The following is a 20,504-nucleotide window of genomic DNA, read 5'->3' as shown; positions in this document are numbered from 1 at the left end:
GCCTCGAATAGTATCATTGTAACAATACACTCGACAACACACTAAAATATTTAATATCAGGTTATAATATGCCAAACACTGGAAAAGTATCGCGGATCATCGGTCCCGTAGTTGACGTAAGCTTTAGCGAAGGCTCTCTTCCTAAAATTTACAGCGCTTTAGAGATCACTAAACAAAACGGTCAGAAAATTGTGCTTGAGGTACAGCAACACCTTGGCGAAGACAGGGTACGTGCCATAGCCATGGATTCAACCGACGGTTTATTACGCGGTATGCCTGTTATCGACTTAGGCTCAGGTATTAAAATGCCTGTAGGCGAAGCTATAAAAGGCCGTGTATTCAACGTAGTTGGCGATCCTATTGACGGTATTGCCGCTCTTGATAAAACAAACGGCCGTAACATACACAACCACCCCCCACGTTTTGAAGACCTGTCAACCGAAAGCGAAGTACTGTTTACCGGTATCAAGGTTATCGATTTGTTAGAGCCTTATGCTAAAGGTGGTAAAATCGGTTTATTTGGTGGTGCGGGTGTAGGTAAAACCGTATTGATCCAGGAGTTGATCAACAACATCGCGAAAGCATATTCAGGTTTATCAGTATTTGCCGGTGTAGGCGAGCGTACCCGTGAAGGTAATGACCTTTTACGTGAGATGCTTGAATCGGGCATTATAAAATATGGTGATGAGTTTATGCATTCCATGGAAGAAGGCGGCTGGGACTTAACTAAAGTTGATGCTGAGGCTTTGAAAGATTCAAAAGCGACCTTCGTATTCGGTCAGATGAACGAGCCTCCCGGTGCACGTGCACGTGTGGCACTTTCAGGCTTAACTATCGCTGAGTACTTCCGCGATGGTGATGAAGAAGGTGGCAAAGGCCGCGATATCCTGTTCTTTATTGATAACATTTTCCGTTTCACCCAGGCAGGTTCTGAAGTATCGGCACTATTAGGCCGTATGCCATCAGCGGTAGGTTACCAGCCAACCCTGGCTACCGAGATGGGTTTGATGCAGGAGCGTATTACCTCAACCAAACGTGGTTCAATTACCTCAGTACAAGCTGTTTACGTACCTGCGGATGACTTGACCGACCCTGCGCCGGCCACAACCTTCGCCCACTTAGATGCTACTACCGTACTTTCACGTAAAATTGCTGAGTTAGGTATCTACCCTGCGGTTGACCCACTGGATTCAACTTCACGTATTTTGAGCCCGGCTATCTTAGGCGATGAGCACTACAACACCGCTCAACGCGTTAAAGAAACCCTGCAACGTTATAAAGAACTTCAGGATATCATCGCTATCTTAGGTATGGATGAGCTTTCTGAAGAGGATAAACTGGTTGTATCACGCGCCCGTCGTGTTCAGCGTTTCCTTTCTCAGCCGTTCCACGTTGCCGAGCAGTTTACCGGTTTAAAAGGTGTACTGGTTGACATTAAGGAAACCATCAAAGGCTTCAACATGATTATGGACGGTGAAGTTGACGAATACCCTGAAGCAGCCTTTAACCTTGTAGGTAACATTGAGGACGCTATAGAAAAAGGTAAAAAACTGTTAGCTGAAGCTAACGCGTAATAAGATATGAGATTGGAGATATGAGATTTGAGATCAGTGTTCTCAGATTTCATATCTTAATTAAAGCACAAGAGATAAAGTTTGATTTAGGAGATAATCTCACATCTCATATCTGACATCTCACATCTAAACAACAATGACTTTAGAAATTCTTACACCAGATAAAACAGTATTTGAAGGCGAGGCAACATCAGTTACCGTACCGGGTATACTGGGTGCTTTTGAAATACTTAATAACCACGCTCCTATTATTTCTATCCTGCAGGATGGCAAATTGGTTGTGCGCGGTGGTTCGGTACAAAAGGAAACCTTTATTATTAAAGGCGGGGTTGTTGAAGCTGCAGATAATAAAGTTACCGTACTAGCCGAAGGTATTTCACACTAACCTTTAAAAGATAAAAGCTAACGCCCCGGTAACAAGTTTACCGGGGCGTTTTTTTTGTACTTAATTTTGGCTGATGCCATTTTTACGCCGAATTTGAACACTTTATTATGCAAGCATAGATTTTATACTGAATACCGATTTACACTTTGGTACAATATGATAAATATTAAATTCTATATTTATAATACATATAGGAATTTAATTCTGAAATATGTAAATTATTGAAATATAATACCAAATGTAAATTTTTACAATTGCTATTGCATTAAAAAACGAGTGTTTATACCTTAACCATATCGATCACATACCTAATATCAATATATAAACTTTAAAAGATAATGAGCGATACTACCGATACTTTGCAGGCTGTTGAATTAAACAAATACAGCAAAACCCTTACGCAGGACCCTACCCAGCCGGCGGCACAAGCCATGCTTTACGGCATTGGCCTTACCGATGATGATATGAAGAAGGCGCAAGTGGGCGTAGCCAGTATGGGTTATGATGGCAATACCTGCAACATGCACCTGAATGATTTGGCCAAGGTGGTTAAGAAAGGCATTTGGGATGAGGATATGGTAGGTTTGATATTTAACACCATTGGCGTAAGCGATGGCATGAGCAACGGTACCGAAGGTATGCGCTATTCGCTGGTTAGCCGTGATGTGATTGCCGATTCTATTGAGGCCGTTTGCGGCGCGCAGTATTATGATGGCCTGATCACCCTGCCGGGTTGCGACAAAAACATGCCGGGCTCACTGATTGCCATGGGTCGTCTTAACCGCCCGTCAATCATGGTATACGGTGGTACTATTAAACCCGGCCACTGGAAAGGTGAAGACCTGAACATCGTATCGGCATTTGAGGCTCTGGGTAAAAAAATCGCCGGACAAATTGACGATGTTGATTTTATGGGCGTGGTTAAAAATGCCTGCCCGAGCGCGGGTGCCTGCGGTGGTATCTACACGGCAAACACCATGGCCGCGGCTATCGAGGCTATGGGTATGAGCTTACCCTACTCATCATCAAACCCGGCCCTGAGCGAAGAAAAACAAGCCGAATGCCTTGCGGCGGGTAAAGCCATCAAGATATTATTAGAAAAAGACATTAAGCCAAGCGACATCATGACGCGTGAGGCTTTTGAGAACGCTATTATCACCATTATGGTGATGGGCGGCTCAACCAACGCGGTGTTACACCTTATCGCGATAGCGAAAAGTGTTAATGTAAAACTTACGCAGAATGATTTTCAGGAACTAAGCAACCGTACACCGTTACTGGCCGATATGAAACCAAGCGGCAAGTACATGATGGAAGACCTGCATAAAGTGGGTGGTGTACCTGCGGTAATGAAATATTTGTTAAAGCTAGGCTGGCTGCATGGCGATTGCCTTACCGTAACCGGTAAAACTATTGCCGAAAACCTTGCCGACGTACCTGATTTTGATTTTGACACGCAAAAGATCATCCTCCCGGTTGATAAAGCGATTAAGGCTACCGGCCACCTGCAAATTTTGTACGGTAACATTGCCGAGGGTGGAAGCGTTGCCAAAATAACCGGTAAAGAGGGTGAGCGCTTTGAAGGCCCCGCCCGTGTTTTCGACGGTGAATTTGAGCTGATTGACGGTATCATGTCAGGGCGAGTCAAACAGGGTGATGTGGTGGTGATCCGCAACGTGGGCCCTAAGGGCGCGCCCGGTATGCCTGAAATGCTCAAGCCAACATCGGCCATATTTGGCGCTGGCCTGGGCAGTTCGGTAGCTTTAATTACCGATGGGCGTTTCTCCGGCGGTACACATGGCTTTGTAGTTGGCCACATTACCCCCGAAGCGTTTGACGGCGGCCTGATAGCGATGGTAAAAGATAACGATAGGATTGAGATAGATGCCATCAACAATAGCATAAACGTGAAACTTAGCGACGAGGAAATAGCCGCCCGCAGGGCACAATGGCAGCAACCGGCGCTTAAAGTAACCAAAGGCCTGCTTTACAAATACGCTAAAACTGTAAGCACAGCCGCCGAAGGTTGTGTTACGGATGAATAGTCTGAACAGGAATTTTCAGAATTAGGGAATTAACAGAATGAGTATAAATGTCAATTAGTAAAAAATTCTGCTCATTATAAAATTCTGAAAATTCAGGTTCAAGAATAAAATTAAGAAAATAACATTCGAGTCGATATTCGAAATAAAATAAGAGATTATGGAAGTTGCACAACAGGAAATACCTGCACCAACCAAAACCAAAGAAACCGTAGAGGTTTCAGGTTCAGTAGCATTGCTTGAGGCGTTGATAGCTGAAGGTACCGATACCATTTTCGGGTATCCGGGCGGGGCTATTATGCCTATTTATGATGCTTTGTATGATTATAACGAGAAGCTGAACCACGTGCTGGTGCGCCATGAGCAGGGCGGTATTCACGCTGGTCAGGGTTATGCACGTACGTCTGGCAAGGTTGGCGTGGTGTTCGCTACCAGCGGTCCGGGTGCTACTAACCTGGTTACCGGTTTGGCCGACGCGCAGATTGACAGCACGCCACTGGTTTGCATCACCGGGCAGGTATTCGCGCACCTGTTAGGTACGGATGCCTTCCAAGAAACGGACGTGATTAACATCACTACCCCGGTTACCAAATGGAATTACCAGGTAACAGATGCTAACGAGATCCCGGAAGTTATCGCCAAGGCATTTTACATTGCCCGCAGCGGTCGCCCCGGCCCGGTATTGATCGACATTACCAAAAACGCGCAGATCCAAAAATTTAACTTTGAGGGTTACGTGCCTTGCAACCATATCCGCAGTTACAGGCCAAAACCTATTGTGCGTAAACAGTATGTTGAGGAGGCTGCCACGCTGATCAATCAGGCAAAAAAACCTTTTGTGCTTTGGGGTCAGGGTGTAATTTTAGGCAGTGCCGAGCAGGAGTTCAAAGCTTTTATCGAAAAAGCGGGCATCCCGTCAGCCTGGACAATTTTAGGTGTGGGCGCTATCCCGACAGATCATCCGCTGAACGTAGGTATGCTGGGGATGCACGGTAACTACGGCCCTAACGTATTAACCAATGAATGCGATGTATTGATCGCGATAGGTATGCGTTTTGACGACCGCGTAACCGGCCGATTAGATAAATATGCCAAACAGGCCAAAGTGATCCACCTGGATATTGACCCGGCTGAGATAGATAAGAACGTACAAACCACCGTACCGGTATGGGGCGACTGTAAGGAAACCCTTCCCCTGCTTACCGAACTGGTAGAGGCAAAACAGCATACCGAGTGGCTGGCAAAATTTAACGACTTTACCCAAAAAGAAGTAGAAGCGGTCATCCACAAGGAACTAAATCCGGATACCGAGGAAATGACGATGGGCGAAGTGGTAAGGATATTGAATGAGCTTACCGGCGGCGATGCCGTTATTGTAACTGACGTTGGCCAGCACCAGATGGTAGGCTGTCGTTATGCCAAATTCAACAAAACCCGCAGCAACGTAACCAGCGGCGGCTTAGGCACCATGGGCTTTGCCCTGCCGGCAGCCATAGGCGCTAAATTTGGCGCGCAGGATCGCCAGGTGGTTGCCATTATTGGCGATGGTGGTTTCCAGATGACCTTGCAGGAACTGGGTACCATTATGCAAACCGGCGTTAACGTAAAGATCATCATCCTGAACAACCGCTTTTTAGGTATGGTACGCCAATGGCAGGAACTGTTTAATGAGCGCCGTTATTCGTTTGTGGATATTCAAAGTCCGGATTTTGTGCGCGTGGCAAGCGGCTACGGCATTGCAGGCAAATCTGTAAACGACCGCGCAGAACTAACCCCGGCTTTAGAGCAGATGCTTAATCACGATGGTTCCTTCCTGCTGGAAGTAATGGTTACCAAAGAGAACAACGTGTTCCCGATGGTACCTCAAGGTTGCAGCGTATCTGAAATCAGGCTTAAATAATTTAAAAGATCATATTATGAGCACTCCCGAAATAGAAAAACAGGAATTCAACATAACGGTATATACCGAAAACCAAATTGGTCTTTTAAACCGAATTGCTATTATATTTACACGCCGTAAAATTAATATCGACAGCCTGAACACTTCTCCATCAGAGGTTGACAGCATACACCGCTTCACCATCGTGATAAACGAAACGGAGGACGTGGTACGTAAACTGTGCCGCCAGATAGAAAAACAGGTAGAGGTATTGAAAGTGTACTATCATACCAATGCTGATGTAATCTGGCAGGAAATGGCGCTTTACAAGGTATCAACCAATGTAATTGCCGAGCAGGTTAGCGTTGAGCGTTTATTACGCGAAAATGGCGCGCGAGCGGTGGTGATCCGTAAGGATTACACGGTGTTCGAAACCACCGGCCACCGTGAAGAGACTGAATCGCTGATAAGGATATTACAGCCCTACGGCCTCATAGAGTTTGTACGCAGCGCCCGTGTAGCCATTATTAAGGATAGCGAAGGCTTTAACGCCAAACTGCGCGAATTTGAAAGGCTTGAACCGGGTGAAGAAGTGATCGAGAATGAATATTTGAACCAGGGGCAGAAGGTGTTTACGATGTAACCCCATTTTAATAGCGTCGTTGCGAGGTACGAAGCAATCTCTTCAGGACATTCTGATGGATAAGCTTAAAGAGATTGCTTCGTACCTCGCAATGACGCAGACAACCAAGTAACTAAGAACTAAAAACAATAAAACCAAGGTGAAGTGCCTGTAGGCACATCACACAACAAAACAAAAAAACATGGCAAAATTAAATTTCGGCGGTACCGAAGAAAATGTAGTTACCCGCGAGGAGTTCCCTTTATCAAAAGCGCAGGATGTACTTAAAAATGAAACGGTAGCCGTTATTGGTTACGGTGTTCAAGGTCCGGGCCAGGCTTTAAACCAAAAAGACAATGGCATTAATGTAATTGTTGGTCAGCGTAAAAACTCAAAAACCTGGGATAAAGCAATTGCTGACGGTTTTGTACCCGGCGAAACACTGTTTGAAATTGAAGAAGCGCTTGAAAAAGGTACCATTATTTGCTACCTGCTTAGCGATGCCGCACAAATTGAACTTTGGCCAACTGTTAAAAAACACTTAACTCCGGGCAAGGCATTATATTTTTCACACGGTTTTGGTATCACTTTTAACGAACAAACCAATATCGTTCCTCCGGCTGATGTTGACGTGTTCCTGGTTGCCCCTAAAGGTTCAGGTACCTCACTGCGCCGTATGTTTTTGCAAGGCCGTGGCTTAAATTCAAGCTTCGCTATCTTCCAGGATGCTACCGGTAAAGCATGGGATCGTGTTATTGCCCTTGGTATTGCCGTAGGTAGCGGTTACCTGTTTGAAACTGATTTCAAGAAAGAAGTATTTAGCGACCTTACCGGCGAGCGTGGTACTTTGATGGGTTGTATCCAGGGTATCTTCGCCGCACAATACGATGTATTACGGAGCAATGGCCACACACCATCTGAAGCTTTTAACGAAACTGTTGAAGAATTGACCCAATCATTAATGCCACTGGTTGCTGAAAACGGTATGGACTGGATGTACGCCAACTGCTCAACAACCGCACAACGCGGCGCGCTTGACTGGTGGAAAAAATTCCGCGACGCTACCAAACCAGTATTTGAAGAATTATACAACAGCGTTGCTACTGGTAAAGAGTCACAACGTTCTATCGACTCAAACAGCCAGCCTGATTACCGCGAAAAACTTAACGCCGAACTTGCTGAGCTACGCGACAGCGAATTATGGCAGGCAGGTAAAACTGTACGCAGCCTTCGCCCGGAGAACCAGGCAGTAGAAGCGTAATTTCTTAGTAGCGGTAGAAGTTTTTGAGTAGCAGTAACCTACTGCAACCGCAACTGCTACTGCTACTTTTATAAAAACAGAATATGGGACAGACATTATTTGATAAGATTTGGGACGCTCACGTTGTTAGCAGCAAGGAGGGATTTCCGGATATTTTGTACATCGATACACACTTTATTCACGAGGTTACCAGTCCGCAGGCTTTTGACGGATTGCGCCAGCGTGGATTACCTGTTTTTAGGCCGAAGCAAACCGTTGCCACGGCCGATCATAACGTACCTACCTGGGATCAGCACCTGCCCATCAAGGAGGAGCTATCGCGTTACCAGGTGGATATGCTTACAAAAAACTGCGCCGAATTTGGCGTTGAACTCTATGGCCTCGGCCATCCATACCAGGGCATTGTGCACGTAATAGGCCCTGAACTGGGCATTACCCGCCCCGGCAGTACTTATGTTTGCGGCGACAGCCATACTTCTACTCACGGCGCTTTCGGATCGATAGCGTTTGGTATTGGCACCTCACAGGTTGAGCAGGTACTGGCCACCCAGTGCTTACTGCAATCGCGCCCTAAACGCATGAAAATTGAAGTTAACGGCACCCTGCAAAAAGGCGTGGGTGCAAAAGATATAATACTCTACATCATCAGCAAAATATCGGCTGCCGGCGGTACCGGTTACTTTGTTGAATATGCGGGTGATACCATCCGTTCGCTGAGCATGGAAGGCCGCATGACCATCTGCAACATGAGCATCGAAATGGGTGCCCGCGGTGGTTTAATAGCGCCCGACCAAACTACTATTGACTATGTTAAAGGTCGCGAATTTGCCCCTAAAGGCGAAGCGTGGGACAAGGCAGTAGCTTACTGGCAAACACTGTATTCTGATGAAGATGCACAGTTTGACTCCGTATTAAGCTTTAACGCCGAAGATATTGAGCCGATGATCACCTATGGAACCAATCCGGGTATGGGCATCGGTGTAACACAACATGTACCGGCTACAGAGGATTTTGAGGCTAAAGAACGGGGCTCATACAAAAAAGCCCTTGATTATATGGGCCTGCATGATGATGAGCAGTTGTTAGGCAAACCTATCGATTATGTGTTCATCGGCAGTTGCACCAACTCCCGTATTGAGGATCTGCGCCAGGTAGCCGCTTTTGTAAAAGGCAAACACAAGGCCGATAATGTTACAGTTTGGGTAGTACCCGGCTCAAAACAAGTAGAGCAACAAGCCATAGCAGAAGGTTTGGATAAGATATTTGAATCGGCAGGCTTCCCGCTGCGCGAACCGGGTTGCAGCGCATGTTTAGGCATGAACGAGGACAAAATACCGGCAGGCAAATACTGCGTATCAACCTCAAACCGCAACTTTGAAGGCCGCCAGGGACCAAACTCCCGCACCTTATTAGCCAGCCCGCTGACTGCGGCAGCAGCAGCTATTACGGGTAAGGTGACGGATGTGAGGGAGATGTTGTCTGCATCAGAATTTGCAGAATTGGTTGATTAACAGAATTCATGCAGCGTGATGAGCTTACATATAAAATAATAGGATGCGCAATGCAAGTGCATAACACTTTGGGCAATGGATTTCAAGAAGTTATTTACCAAAGATGTTTAGCAATTGAATTATTAAACGCAGGTATATCATTTGTAAGAGAGCAGGAACAAACAATTTATTATAAAGGTATTGACGTAGGTACAAGAAGAGCAGATTTTATAGTTGAGAACAAACTAACTGTGGAATTAAAGGCAATAATAAATTTAGAAGATGTGCATTTAGCACAAGCAAAGAATTATACCATTGCTTATGATTTTCCCATTGGTTTGCTTATCAATTTCGGGAGCACCAGTCTTCAATATAAATTGATCTTTAACCTGAGATATAATACCAACATACATTAAGCAAATTCTATAATTCAGTAAATTCTGATTTAAGATGACAAAAATATTCAAACATATACAAACCACGGTGGTACCGCTGCCTATCGAGAATATTGATACGGATCAGATCATTCCCGCGCGTTTTTTAAAGGCCACTACCCGTGATGGTTTTGGCAATAACCTTTTTCGCGATTGGCGCTTTGACGAGAACGATCAGCCAAAAGCCGATTTCGTATTGAACCACCCTACCTACAGCGGCAAGGTGCTGGTGGCTGGCAAAAACTTTGGTTGCGGCAGTAGTCGTGAACATGCGGCCTGGGCCATAGCTGATTATGGCTTTGATGCCGTGGTAAGCAGCTTTTTTGCCGATATATTTAAAGGCAACGCCCTGAACAACGGCCTGCTGCCGGTACAGGTGAGCGACGATTTTTTGAAAAAGATATTCGATGCCGTTTTTGCCGATCATACCACCGTTGTAGATATCGACCTTGAAAACCAGGTAATCAAAATCTCATCAACCGGCGAGCAGGAAAGCTTCGAGATCAATCCGTATAAAAAAGCCTGCTTAATAAACGGATACGATGATATTGACTATATCCTGAGCAACAGGGAAGCGGTAGAGGAATTTGAAAAAGCCCCTAACCCCTAAAGGGGAACCGGAGAGCCGATTCAATAATTATAACATACATATTAAACACTTATTCCCCCTTTAGGGGGTTAGGGGGCAAATGAAAAAGAATATTTTAGTAATACCAGGCGACGGCATCGGGCCGGAGGTTACTACCTGGGGTAAGGCGGTACTGGAGAAGGTTGGCGCGGCAGGCGGTCATGAATTTACGTTTGACGAGGCCTTGATGGGCCACGTAGCTATTGAGGCTACCGGTACCCCACTGCCTGATGAAACTTTGGAAAAAGCAAAGGCCAGTGATGCCATTTTGTTTGGTGCCATCGGCCATATAAAATATGATAACGATCCATCGGCAAAGGTGCGCCCGGAGCAGGGATTGTTGAAGATACGTAAGGAGCTTGGCCTGTATGCCAACCTGCGCCCTATCATGCTGTTTGATGAGCTGCTGGATGCATCGAGCCTGAAACCTGAAATTTTAAGGGGAACGGATATTCTGTTTTTCCGCGAACTGACCGGTGATGTTTACTTCGGTGAGAAAAAACGCAGTGAAGACCGCAACACGGCATCGGACCTGATGATCTATCACCGTTACGAAGTAGAGCGCATAGCCACCAAGGCTTACGAGGCTGCCCGTGCACGCGGTAAACGACTGTGCTCGGTTGATAAGGCTAACGTATTGGAAGCGTCGCGCCTGTGGCGTGAGGTGGTGCAGGAAGTAGCCAAAAACTATCCTGACGTTGAAACCGAACACATGTTTATTGATAACGCCGCTATGCAACTGGTTAAAAACCCTAAAAAGTTTGATGTAGTGCTCACCGCCAACCTTTTTGGTGATATCCTGACCGATGAAGCTTCGCAGATCGCGGGTTCAATGGGTATGCTGGCTTCGGCATCTGTGGGTGATGGTACAGGCTTTTTTGAGCCTATCCACGGTTCGGCGCATGATATTGCCGGGCAGGACAAAGCCAATCCGCTGGCTTCTATCCTATCCGTAGCCCTGATGTTCGAGATCAGCTTCGGCCTGAAAGAGGAAGCCAAAAAGATAACCGACGCTATTGACAAGGTATTAAAAGACGGCTACCGCACCGGCGATATTGCCGATGCCAATACCGACAAAACCAAAATATTAGGCACCACCGCCATGGGCCAAAAGGTGTTGGAATATTTGTAACCCCTCCCGGCCTCCCCAATGGGGAGGAGATTGATGAGGAGTTGAATATTATTAATTAAAAGAAAGAAGAGCCTCTCCCCTTTGGGGAGATAAGAGAGGGGTACCAATGAAGTGGAACGCTGAATTATACGACCAGAAACATGCCTTCGTATTTCAATACGGGGAGAATGTGTTGGAATTGTTGAATGCCCAACCCGGTGAGCACATACTCGACCTAGGCTGCGGTACCGGCTACCTCACACAGCAACTGCATGATCTGGGTGCTATAGTTAAAGGCACCGATAGCTCGGCAGAAATGATCCGCCAGGCAAAAGCCAATTACCCGGACGTTGATTTCGCGGTTGAGGATGCTACTAAATTTAAGGCAACCGAAAAGTATAATGCCGTTTTTAGCAACGCTGTTTTGCATTGGATAAAAAATGCCGATGCGATGATGGATTGCGTATACAAAAGTTTAAAACCCGGCGGTCGTTTTGTGGCCGAGATGGGCGGCAAAGGCAATGTACAGCACCTGATAGCCGCCACCAAACAGGTATTGGAGCAGCACGGGTATCATCAGCAGGCAAAAAGCGAGATTTGGTATTTTCCATCTTTAGGCGAGTACACATCAAAGCTGGAAGCGCATGGCTTCAGGGTATCGTTCGCGGCGCATTTTGACCGTAAGACACCGTTGCAGGATGGCGACCAGGGCGTAGCTAAATGGATCACCATGTTTGCACCACTGTATTTGGTGGGTGTGCCCGAAGATGAAAAACAACAAATGTTGCAGGAAGTTACCACCCTGCTTGAACCGCACTACAATGAAGGCGGCCAATGGTATGCCGACTATAAGCGATTAAGGTTTATAGCGGTAAAGGAGATTTGAGTATTGAGAGGTGAGATATGAGATGATCTATGTCACTATAAATTAGTTAAATAAGAAATAAAACTGGTGTAAGAACAAGGATAGGGGGGCGCATGTCTCACATCTCAAATCTGACATCTAAAATCTAAAGAAATATGTTACACGATCCCAACCGAGTCTACATCTTTGATACCACGCTGCGCGATGGCGAGCAGGTACCGGGTTGCCAGTTAACAACCCCTGAGAAAATTGAGATAGCACGCGAACTGGAAGCACTCGGCGTGGATATTATTGAAGCAGGCTTCCCTATCTCGAGCCCCGGCGATTTTCAAAGCGTTGTTGAAATATCAAAAGCCGTAAAAGAACCTACCGTTTGCGCTTTAACACGCGCCAACAAAGGTGATATAGATGCCGCTGTCGAGTCGCTTAAATATGCCAAACGTCCGCGTATACACACAGGCATCGGCTCGAGCGATATGCACATCAAACATAAATTCAACAGCACCCGCGAAGAGATTTTAGAGCGCGCTGTTGATGCCGTTAAATACGCCAAAAAATCTGTTGAGGATATTGAGTTTTATGCCGAGGATGCCGGACGTGCTGATATTGAGTACCTGGCCAAAATGGTTGAGGCCGTTATTGGTGCCGGTGCAACAGTAGTAAATATACCCGATACCAACGGTTATTGCCTGCCCGACCAGTATGGCAGCAAGATCCGTTTCCTGAAAGAGAATGTACGCAATATCGATCAGGCCATTATATCCGTACATTGCCATAACGACTTGGGTTTGGCCACTGCCAACTCTATTGCCGGTTTGCAAAACGGTGCCCGTCAGATAGAGGGTACCATCAACGGTATCGGTGAGCGCGCGGGCAATACTTCTATTGAGGAAGTGGTAATGATCCTGAAAACACACCAAACCCTTGGCCTGCATACCAACATCAACAGCACTAAGTTTTATGAGATGAGCCGCATGGTGAGCACCCAAATGCGCATGCCGGTTCAGCCGAACAAAGCTATTGTTGGGTCTAATGCCTTTGCGCACAGCTCAGGCATACACCAGGATGGTTTCCTGAAAATGCGTGAGAATTACGAGATCATCCGCCCGGAAGATGTAGGCTTCCCGAGCGCGAGCATTGTGCTGACGGCCCGCAGCGGTCGCCATGCCTTAAAATTCCACCTGGAGCGTTTAGGCTTCCAGCTTAATAAAGAAGAACTGGCTGATACTTACCAACGTTTTTTAACGCTGGCGGATAGCAAACTGGATATAAACGATACCGATCTGCAAGGTTTGATGGCTTATCGTTTGGTAAAATAAATATTGATGAGTACTGAAACCGAACATCAGCTTGATTTTGAACAGGCCTACCAACGACTGGACGGGGTGGTTAACCATACCCCCCTGCAATATAATGCCGGCCTGTCAGCTAAATACGAGTGCGAGATCTACCTCAAGCGTGAGGATCTACAGGTAGTGCGCTCCTACAAACTGCGCGGCGCTTATAACATGATCAGCCAGTTAAATGCCGAGCAGCTTGGCCGTGGCGTGGTTTGCGCCAGCGCGGGTAACCATGCGCAGGGTGTGGCTTTTTCATGCAGCAGGCTGGGTACCAAAGGCGTAATTTTTATGCCCGAGATCACCCCGAAACAAAAGGTGAAACAAACCCAGATGTTTGGCGGCGACAATGTAGAAATTGTGCTTACCGGCGATACGTTTGACGATTGCCTGCGCGAAGCACTGGCCTATACCGAAGCCCATAACATGACCTTTATTCCCCCTTTTGATACCCAACGGGTTATTGAGGGGCAGGGTACCGTAGGTGTTGAAATACTGGATAAACTGCCCGATGTTGAAGCCGTAATAATGCCGGTTGGCGGCGGCGGTTTAGCTGCCGGTGTGGGCACTTATTTAAAACAGCATAATCCTGATATATTATTGATTGGTGTGGAACCGGAAGGCGCGCCATCAATGGTGGGCGCATTCGCGCATAACGAGCCGGTAACGCTCGATCAGATCGACCGCTTTGTGGATGGTGCCGCGGTAAAACGTGTGGGTACATTAACCTATCAGATATGCCGTGAAGTACTAAACGATATGCTGCTGGTACCGGAAGGAAAGGTGTGTACCACCATCCTGAAATTATATAATGAGGATGCTATTGTGGTGGAGCCCGCCGGTGCCCTGTCTGTTGCCGTGCTTGATCTGTGTAAGGAGCAGATAAAAGGCAAAAAAGTGGTGTGTGTTATTAGCGGCGGTAATAATGATATCGACCGTATGGCCGAGATCAAGGAGAAATCACTACTATATGAAGGGCTGAAACATTACTTCATTGTTCGCTTTCCGCAACGTCCGGGGGCGCTTAAATTGTTTGTGAACAATGTGCTTGGTCCCGGTGATGATATTACCCGTTTCGAGTTCATCAAAAAAACCGCTAAGGAGAATGGTCCGGCACTGGTAGGTATCGAACTAAAAGCTGCCGAAGACTACCCTGCCCTGCTGCAGCGTATGGCTGCCCATCGTTTTGATGTAATCGAGATCAACCGTGATCAAACCTTGTTTGAGTATTTAGTGTAAGCCATTTGGTCAAACCTAAGTAAAGTATACTGGCAAAGCCGGATCGCTATTGTGATCCGGCTTTGCATTTTACAATCCGCTGAACAATACCAAAACCTGAGTGTTCATATTTGCTGAAACATTTAAATAATGAGCACACTTTTTTCACCTATAACTATAAAAGAGGTTACCCTGCGTAACCGTATTGCCGTATCGCCAATGTGCGAGTATTCAAGCTCGGATGGCTTTGCCAACAACTGGCATTTAGTTCATTTAGGCAGCCGTGCTATTGGCGGCGCGGGTTTACTGATCACAGAGGCAGCAGCCGTTTCACCCGAAGGTCGTATATCTTATGGCGACCTGGGTATCTGGAAGGATGAACACATCGAAAAACTAAAAGAGATCACCGGTTTTATACATGAGCAAGGTGCCGTAGCCGGTATACAACTGGCACACGCGGGCCGCAAAGCCAGTCATCAAAAACCCTGGGATGGCGGTAAGCTTATACCTTCCGACCAACCTAACGGCTGGCCAACTGTAGCGCCAAGTGCCCTGCCTTTTGCCGAAGGTACCGAAGCTCCTAATGAACTGGATAAAGCAGGTATCGAAAAAGTAAAGGCTGATTTTAAAGCCGCCGCCTCGAGGGCATTGGCAGCAGGCTTTAAAGTAGCCGAGATACATGCCGCGCACGGTTATTTATTGCACCAATTTTATTCGCCGTTAAGTAATCACCGTACCGATGAATATGGTGGCAGCTTTGAAAACCGCATTCGCTTGGTAATTGAAGTGATTGAAGCCGTAAAAGAGGTTTGGCCTACCAGCCTGCCCCTATTTGTACGCATTTCGGCTACCGACTGGACCGAAGGCGGCTGGACTATTGAGGACTCTGTAGCGCTGGCTAAAAAATTAAAAGAAGCCGGTGTAGACCTGATCGATACCTCAACCGGTGGTAACGTCCCGCGTGCAACTATCCCTGTAAAACCAGGTTACCAGGTTGAATTTGCTGAGGCTATCAAAAAAGAAACCGGCATACTTACCGGCGCTGTAGGGATGATAACCGAACCGGAGCAGGCCAATGCTATTATTGCAAGCGGACAAGCCGACCTGATACTCATCGCCCGTGAATTATTACGCGACCCACATTTCCCGCTACGTGCCGCCCACGAACTTGGCCAGGAAATACATTGGCCGGTGCAATACGAGCGCGCGAAGTGGGGTTGATTTAGTCAGTTGTTCATAGATCATAGTTGATAGTTCATGGCCGGAGTTTAATAAACACTAAACTCAATATGATCTGTAAATCATCAAATATGAACTAAAAATAATATTACCATGATCTATGAACCATGAACTATTAGCTTATTAATATCTAACTTTACATACAAACTAAACAATAAATCAATAACTATGAAACGTACAGCAACCGCCCACTGGGCCGGCAATTTAAAAGAAGGCAAAGGCGAATTAAGCACACAAAGCACTACCCTTAGCCAAACTCAATATTCATTTAAAACCCGTTTTGAATCTGGCGTGGGTACCAACCCGGAGGAATTATTAGCTGCCGCTCATGCTGGCTGCTTCACTATGGCTGTTAGTGCTACATTAACCCAGCAAGGCATCACTGCCGGTGACCTGAACACTGAGGCCATCCTGGAGTTGGATATGGTTAAGCTTGAAGTTACCGCTATCCACCTGGAATTGAAAGCATCAGTTATTGATGGTGTATCTGAAGATCAATTCAAAGAAGTTGCCGAAGGTGCCAAAGCAAACTGTATCATATCAAAAGCTTTGAGCGTGCCTATCAGCCTGAATGTAACCTACGCGTAATCTTAAATAACGTAATTAAACTAAGGGAGCAGATTCAGGTCTGCTCTTTTAGTTTAACGGAAGTTTGGAATGAGATAACTAACTTTCGTCATTGCGAACGATAGTGAAGCAATCTCTTTAGGACATTCAGACGTAGCTTGTATAAAGAGATTGCTTCGTACCTCGCAATGACGCATTCCAAAATACGTTAGTTAAAACAAATTAAAATATGTCAAGTACCCGCAGCCGTGTGTCCATCAGTCTTGTTATTTTAATAGCGATAGCAGGCTTTTTGGCTTTCCTTTTCTTTTACATTAAGCGCCAGTTTACCGAAACCAAAACCGAGGTAAGCCAGGTAGTAATGGTGCAAAAAATAACCAGCATGGGCAAGCTCGAACTGGTTAAATACGCCATGAAAGATATTGTGGAGAAGAAAGAGATACACACTTTTTTGCCCGACGAAAAAGTATTGTTCCTGGCGGTTGGCGAGGTTACCGCCTGTATTGACCTGACCAAGGTTAAGCAGGAAGACATTACCCAAACTAAAGACAGCGTTATTGTTGTTTTACCTCAACCCGAGATCTGCTATGCCAAGCTCGACCATCAGCAATCAAAAGTGTATGATATTACCGGGGCTTGGTTTCCGAGCAACGCGAGGGATATGGTGGAGGATGTTTATAAGATAGCCGAGAAAAAAATTCTGGAAGAAAGCAAGAAGATGAACATTACCGGCAAAGCGCGCGACAATGCCCAGCTCATCTTCAAACCCCTGCTCGAAAGCATTTCCGGCAAAAAGGTTGTGCTTAAATTTAAGTAACGCTTATTTCATCACATCCAGCACACGGAACATCTTTTCCTTAATGCCCTTAGTGGTGCCGTTATAATTATTTACAATGATTGAAAAGCACAGCTCACGGCCCTTATAGGTTTGGTAGCCGGTATAAGCCAATACATCGGCAATGCTGCCGCTTTTCATCTTCATATCGTTATATATCGGCAGGCTCTCATAAAAAAACTTATACCAGGACTGGCCTTTGGCCGATTGCAATATGCGCGCCATGGTTTGCGTAGTTACCCGGTTACCCGGCGACAGGCCGCTGCCATCATAAATATTCAGTGTTTTTACGTCGATACCTTTGGTTTTCCAAAAATCCTGTAATACGGCAATACCATTGGGGGTAGTTGGCTCTTTGCCTGCCTTCAGGGCGATGGTTTTCAGTAGTTGCTCTGCGTACAGGTTAAGGCTTTTTTGATTGAGCCAGTAAATGATCTTGTTCAGCTCGGGCGATTCAATAACGGTCAACGTTTTACCTATTACAGGCGCGGTTTCGCCCTTTACGGCGAGCGTCAGGGTTGATTGCGGTTCGCCGCTTACCTTGAGGCCGAGGCGGTTCATGGTATCCGTCAGCCGCAGGGCCACGTCAAAAGCCGGGTCGGGTATGGCTCCTGATACGGTTTTCTTGGTTTGATCGACCGCATAAGTACCGCGCAAATACATCAGCTTACCGCCTACAGGCAAATAAATAAATGCGCGGTCGCCGGTGCCGGCGGGGGCATTGGTAAGCTCGCTTTTAAAACCCAGGTATGGCATCAGCGGCACGGTACGGTCAACCGAAATAGGCGTACCAACCGCGCCGGTTTTCAGCTTGATGTCAAACTGGTTTTCGTGCCAGCACAGGGCGTTGATGCCCGCGCCGTAGTAGTTGCCTACATCCTGCCATATCCAGCCGTCGGGTACGGCTTGGGTTCCGTAAGCGCTGTCATCACCAATAATGTCGCCGTTAATTTTTTTGATGCCTGCCTTTTGCACGGCGGCCACCAGCAGGCTAAGAATATAATTTTCTTTAGTGGTATTCCAGCGCCAGCTACCGAGGGTTGGATCGCCGCCGCCTTTTATAATGATGCTGCCATTCAGCGTACCATCAGCGGCAATGCTGCCGGTATAACCTATGGTAGTTTGATACTGGTAATCGGCCCCTAACAGGTTAAAGGCTGTTACCGAAGTTATGGTTTTCAATGTCGATGCCGTAGCCAACCCCATATTCGGGTTAGCAGCAAATACCTGCTCGCCTGTTTTAGCATCCAGCACGGTTAACGAGACCGATGCGTAGCGGCACTGGCTGTCCTGCTGTAATTTACCAAACGCTGTTTGCAATTGCTGCTGCAGCGTTTGGGCATGGGCGTATCCTGTAACTAATAAAAAACTAACTAACCAGCTCCGTTTTCTCATCATCCTCTTTTATATTTCGCTTTGCAATATAATAGATAGGTATGCCAATTAAAACTATAAGCAAGCCAGGAAATGAATAATTAGGCTTGTAATACAACAAAAGCACGCAGAACGCAACACCCATCACTACATATATAGCAGGCAGTACCGGGTAACCAAAAGCCTTGTATGGGCGCGGCGCATCGGGGCGTTTTATTCTTAATATGTATATACCGACTATGGTGAGTACATAAAAGATCACCACCACCAGCGATATCATATCCAGCAGGTTACCGTAAGTGCCGCTCAGGCATAGTATGCAAGCCAGGCCGCATTGCAGCCACAAGCCGTACTCAGGCACCGAGAATTTATTAAGCGTACCTGTCTTTTTAAAGAATAGGCCATCCTTAGCCATGGTATAATATACACGCGCACCGGCCAAAATCAACCCATTGTTACAGCCAAAGGTGGAAATCATGATCATAACGGCGATCAGTAAAGTACCTATGTTACCAAATATCACCGTTGAAGCGGCCACAGCCACACGGTCTTTTTCGGCATTTGCTATTTCCTGCAGCGGAAGCACTGAAGTGTACATTACATTAGCCGCTACATATATAATAGTTACGATCAGCGTACCTAAAAATAAACTTAGTCCAACATTGCGCTGCGGGTTTTTCATCTCTCCTGCAATAAAGGTTACGCTATTCCACGAGTCGCTGCTGAAGATGGAACCAACCAGCGATGCTGCGATAGCTCCCAGTCCGGCGGCAACAGTAAGTGTTACGGTTGATCCATCCTTGTTCAGGTTATGCAGATCCCAGGCGTTTGTCCAGTTGGCTGTCCATACATCGCCCCTGGCCATAATAAAACCGAAGATGATTAGGCCGAACAAACTCACCAGTTTAGTAATGGTAAAAGTGGTTTGAATAATCTTACCACCCTTTACACCTTTGGTATTAATGTAGGTTAGTAAGATGATCAGGATGATAGACACCAACTGCGCCGCGCTGAAATTAAAAACCTTATCGCCCCAATAATTAAAGCTGAATAAAATATTATCCTCACTAACGGCGGGCCACAGGTAAGCGAAAAATTTAGAGAAGGCCACCCCTACCGCCGCTATGGTACCGGTTTGTATCACCGCGAAAAAACTCCATCCGTATAAAAAGCCGATCAGCTTGTTATACGCCTCCTTCAGATAAACATATTGCCCACCCGCTTTCGGAAACATGGCACTCAGCTCACCATAACTAACGGCGGCGGTAAGCGTCATAAAACCGGTAATAAGCCATACGGCTATCAGCCAGCCGGCCGAGCCAACGTTACGTATAATGTCGGCACTTACTATAAAAATACCTGAACCTATCATTGATCCGGCAACCAGCATGGTACCATCAAGCAGGCCAAGTTCGTGCTTCATTCCGGAGGAAGAAGGGTTTTCTTTCATATAATTGTTTTGAGGTTAGTTAATATGTGGGTTAAGATAAGTATAAATTTCAGTAACCAAAAGCGCGTAAATTATCCTCTTAGCATCAATACTTGGCCTATTCCATATATCCGTAAACGCTTGGTTGCTATGCATAAAGCACTTTTTAAAAAGTTTAATATCATGCCTTTGTAATATTATTTTTACTAATTTG

At 46.2% G+C, this 20,504-nt stretch carries 18 protein-coding genes; 16 read left to right on the top strand and 2 right to left on the bottom strand.

Translation table 11 applies throughout. From position 1 onward, the window contains the following. Window positions 1–68 precede the first annotated feature (68 nt). From atpD to AC3WJC_RS02510, 16 genes are all read left to right on the top strand, one after another. Window positions 69–1,574: a F0F1 ATP synthase subunit beta gene (gene atpD / locus AC3WJC_RS02585; RefSeq protein ID WP_492397508.1), complete on the top strand. Its 1,506-nt coding sequence runs from the start codon at window positions 69–71 to the stop codon at window positions 1,572–1,574. A 136-nt stretch (window positions 1,575–1,710) separates the two neighbouring features. Continuing rightward, window positions 1,711–1,959: an ATP synthase F1 subunit epsilon gene (gene atpC, locus AC3WJC_RS02580; RefSeq protein ID WP_492397507.1), complete on the top strand. Its 249-nt coding sequence runs from the start codon at window positions 1,711–1,713 to the stop codon at window positions 1,957–1,959. 338 nt (window positions 1,960–2,297) lie between these two features. Further along, window positions 2,298–4,004, top strand: a complete 1,707-nt coding sequence (gene ilvD, locus AC3WJC_RS02575; protein ID WP_492397506.1) for a dihydroxy-acid dehydratase — start codon at window positions 2,298–2,300, stop codon at window positions 4,002–4,004. 157 nt (window positions 4,005–4,161) lie between these two features. Beyond that, window positions 4,162–5,901, top strand: coding sequence for a biosynthetic-type acetolactate synthase large subunit (gene ilvB, locus AC3WJC_RS02570; RefSeq protein WP_492397505.1), 1,740 nt, complete (start codon window positions 4,162–4,164; stop codon window positions 5,899–5,901). Between the two features lie 16 nt (window positions 5,902–5,917). Further along, a complete protein-coding gene (ilvN, locus tag AC3WJC_RS02565) occupies window positions 5,918–6,523 on the top strand; it encodes an acetolactate synthase small subunit (protein ID WP_492397504.1) in 606 nt (201 codons plus the stop codon). 181 nt (window positions 6,524–6,704) lie between these two features. Next, on the top strand, window positions 6,705–7,763 hold the full coding sequence (gene ilvC / locus AC3WJC_RS02560) for a ketol-acid reductoisomerase (protein WP_492397503.1): 1,059 nt from the start codon (window positions 6,705–6,707) through the stop codon (window positions 7,761–7,763). A gap of 83 nt (window positions 7,764–7,846) precedes the next feature. After that, the gene (leuC, locus tag AC3WJC_RS02555) at window positions 7,847–9,274 is read left to right on the top strand and encodes a 3-isopropylmalate dehydratase large subunit (protein WP_492397502.1); all 1,428 of its coding nucleotides are present in this window, start codon (window positions 7,847–7,849) and stop codon (window positions 9,272–9,274) included. An 8-nt stretch (window positions 9,275–9,282) separates the two neighbouring features. Then, window positions 9,283–9,669 (top strand): GxxExxY protein, encoded by a 387-nt coding sequence (locus AC3WJC_RS02550; RefSeq protein WP_492397501.1) that lies wholly within the window; start codon window positions 9,283–9,285, stop codon window positions 9,667–9,669. Between the two features lie 34 nt (window positions 9,670–9,703). Continuing rightward, a complete protein-coding gene (gene leuD / locus AC3WJC_RS02545) occupies window positions 9,704–10,297 on the top strand; it encodes a 3-isopropylmalate dehydratase small subunit (protein WP_492397500.1) in 594 nt (197 codons plus the stop codon). A 79-nt stretch (window positions 10,298–10,376) separates the two neighbouring features. Then, window positions 10,377–11,447 carry a 3-isopropylmalate dehydrogenase gene (gene leuB, locus AC3WJC_RS02540; RefSeq protein WP_492397499.1) on the top strand — a complete coding sequence of 357 codons (1,071 nt, stop codon included), beginning with the start codon at window positions 10,377–10,379 and terminating at the stop codon, window positions 11,445–11,447. Between the two features lie 106 nt (window positions 11,448–11,553). Beyond that, window positions 11,554–12,312: a class I SAM-dependent methyltransferase gene (locus tag AC3WJC_RS02535; RefSeq protein ID WP_492397498.1), complete on the top strand. Its 759-nt coding sequence runs from the start codon at window positions 11,554–11,556 to the stop codon at window positions 12,310–12,312. A gap of 134 nt (window positions 12,313–12,446) precedes the next feature. Then, complete coding sequence (locus AC3WJC_RS02530) at window positions 12,447–13,610, top strand: 2-isopropylmalate synthase (protein WP_492397497.1); 1,164 nt, start codon at window positions 12,447–12,449, stop codon at window positions 13,608–13,610. 6 nt (window positions 13,611–13,616) lie between these two features. Beyond that, the gene (ilvA, locus tag AC3WJC_RS02525; protein ID WP_492397496.1) at window positions 13,617–14,867 is read left to right on the top strand and encodes a threonine ammonia-lyase IlvA; all 1,251 of its coding nucleotides are present in this window, start codon (window positions 13,617–13,619) and stop codon (window positions 14,865–14,867) included. 129 nt (window positions 14,868–14,996) lie between these two features. After that, window positions 14,997–16,067 carry an NADPH dehydrogenase NamA gene (gene namA, locus AC3WJC_RS02520; RefSeq protein WP_492397495.1) on the top strand — a complete coding sequence of 357 codons (1,071 nt, stop codon included), beginning with the start codon at window positions 14,997–14,999 and terminating at the stop codon, window positions 16,065–16,067. Window positions 16,068–16,253: 186 nt separating this feature from the next. Then, window positions 16,254–16,673 carry an OsmC family peroxiredoxin gene (locus tag AC3WJC_RS02515; RefSeq protein ID WP_492397494.1) on the top strand — a complete coding sequence of 140 codons (420 nt, stop codon included), beginning with the start codon at window positions 16,254–16,256 and terminating at the stop codon, window positions 16,671–16,673. A 208-nt stretch (window positions 16,674–16,881) separates the two neighbouring features. Further along, window positions 16,882–17,469 carry a DUF4230 domain-containing protein gene (locus AC3WJC_RS02510; protein WP_492397493.1) on the top strand — a complete coding sequence of 196 codons (588 nt, stop codon included), beginning with the start codon at window positions 16,882–16,884 and terminating at the stop codon, window positions 17,467–17,469. Between the two features lie 3 nt (window positions 17,470–17,472). Here the strand turns inward: AC3WJC_RS02510 and dacB are convergent, their stop codons facing one another. After that, window positions 17,473–18,885, bottom strand: coding sequence for a D-alanyl-D-alanine carboxypeptidase/D-alanyl-D-alanine endopeptidase (gene dacB / locus AC3WJC_RS02505; RefSeq protein ID WP_492397492.1), 1,413 nt, complete (start codon window positions 18,883–18,885; stop codon window positions 17,473–17,475). After that, window positions 18,857–20,311, bottom strand: a complete 1,455-nt coding sequence (locus tag AC3WJC_RS02500; RefSeq protein WP_492397491.1) for an APC family permease — start codon at window positions 20,309–20,311, stop codon at window positions 18,857–18,859. The genes dacB and AC3WJC_RS02500 overlap by 29 nt, the downstream gene beginning before the upstream one ends. Between the last annotated feature and the right edge of the window lie 193 nt (window positions 20,312–20,504).

This window comes from Mucilaginibacter sp. FW306-07-L, from assembly GCF_058782065.1.
This window is presented reverse-complemented; position numbering and strand designations above follow the sequence as displayed.

Bases quoted from the DNA above. Each gene is read 5' to 3' on its own strand.
- atpD (WP_492397508.1), top strand. From the start codon at position 69: ATGCCAAACACTGGAAAAGTATCGCGGATCATCGGTCCCGTAGTTGAC.
- atpC (WP_492397507.1), top strand. From the start codon at position 1,711: ATGACTTTAGAAATTCTTACACCAGATAAAACAGTATTTGAAGGCGAG.
- ilvD (WP_492397506.1), top strand. From the start codon at position 2,298: ATGAGCGATACTACCGATACTTTGCAGGCTGTTGAATTAAACAAATAC.
- ilvB (WP_492397505.1), top strand. From the start codon at position 4,162: ATGGAAGTTGCACAACAGGAAATACCTGCACCAACCAAAACCAAAGAA.
- ilvN (WP_492397504.1), top strand. From the start codon at position 5,918: ATGAGCACTCCCGAAATAGAAAAACAGGAATTCAACATAACGGTATAT.
- ilvC (WP_492397503.1), top strand. From the start codon at position 6,705: ATGGCAAAATTAAATTTCGGCGGTACCGAAGAAAATGTAGTTACCCGC.
- leuC (WP_492397502.1), top strand. From the start codon at position 7,847: ATGGGACAGACATTATTTGATAAGATTTGGGACGCTCACGTTGTTAGC.
- AC3WJC_RS02550 (WP_492397501.1), top strand. From the start codon at position 9,283: ATGCAGCGTGATGAGCTTACATATAAAATAATAGGATGCGCAATGCAA.
- leuD (WP_492397500.1), top strand. From the start codon at position 9,704: ATGACAAAAATATTCAAACATATACAAACCACGGTGGTACCGCTGCCT.
- leuB (WP_492397499.1), top strand. From the start codon at position 10,377: ATGAAAAAGAATATTTTAGTAATACCAGGCGACGGCATCGGGCCGGAG.
- AC3WJC_RS02535 (WP_492397498.1), top strand. From the start codon at position 11,554: ATGAAGTGGAACGCTGAATTATACGACCAGAAACATGCCTTCGTATTT.
- AC3WJC_RS02530 (WP_492397497.1), top strand. From the start codon at position 12,447: ATGTTACACGATCCCAACCGAGTCTACATCTTTGATACCACGCTGCGC.
- ilvA (WP_492397496.1), top strand. From the start codon at position 13,617: ATGAGTACTGAAACCGAACATCAGCTTGATTTTGAACAGGCCTACCAA.
- namA (WP_492397495.1), top strand. From the start codon at position 14,997: ATGAGCACACTTTTTTCACCTATAACTATAAAAGAGGTTACCCTGCGT.
- AC3WJC_RS02515 (WP_492397494.1), top strand. From the start codon at position 16,254: ATGAAACGTACAGCAACCGCCCACTGGGCCGGCAATTTAAAAGAAGGC.
- AC3WJC_RS02510 (WP_492397493.1), top strand. From the start codon at position 16,882: ATGTCAAGTACCCGCAGCCGTGTGTCCATCAGTCTTGTTATTTTAATA.
- dacB (WP_492397492.1), bottom strand. From the start codon at position 18,885: ATGATGAGAAAACGGAGCTGGTTAGTTAGTTTTTTATTAGTTACAGGA.
- AC3WJC_RS02500 (WP_492397491.1), bottom strand. From the start codon at position 20,311: ATGAAAGAAAACCCTTCTTCCTCCGGAATGAAGCACGAACTTGGCCTG.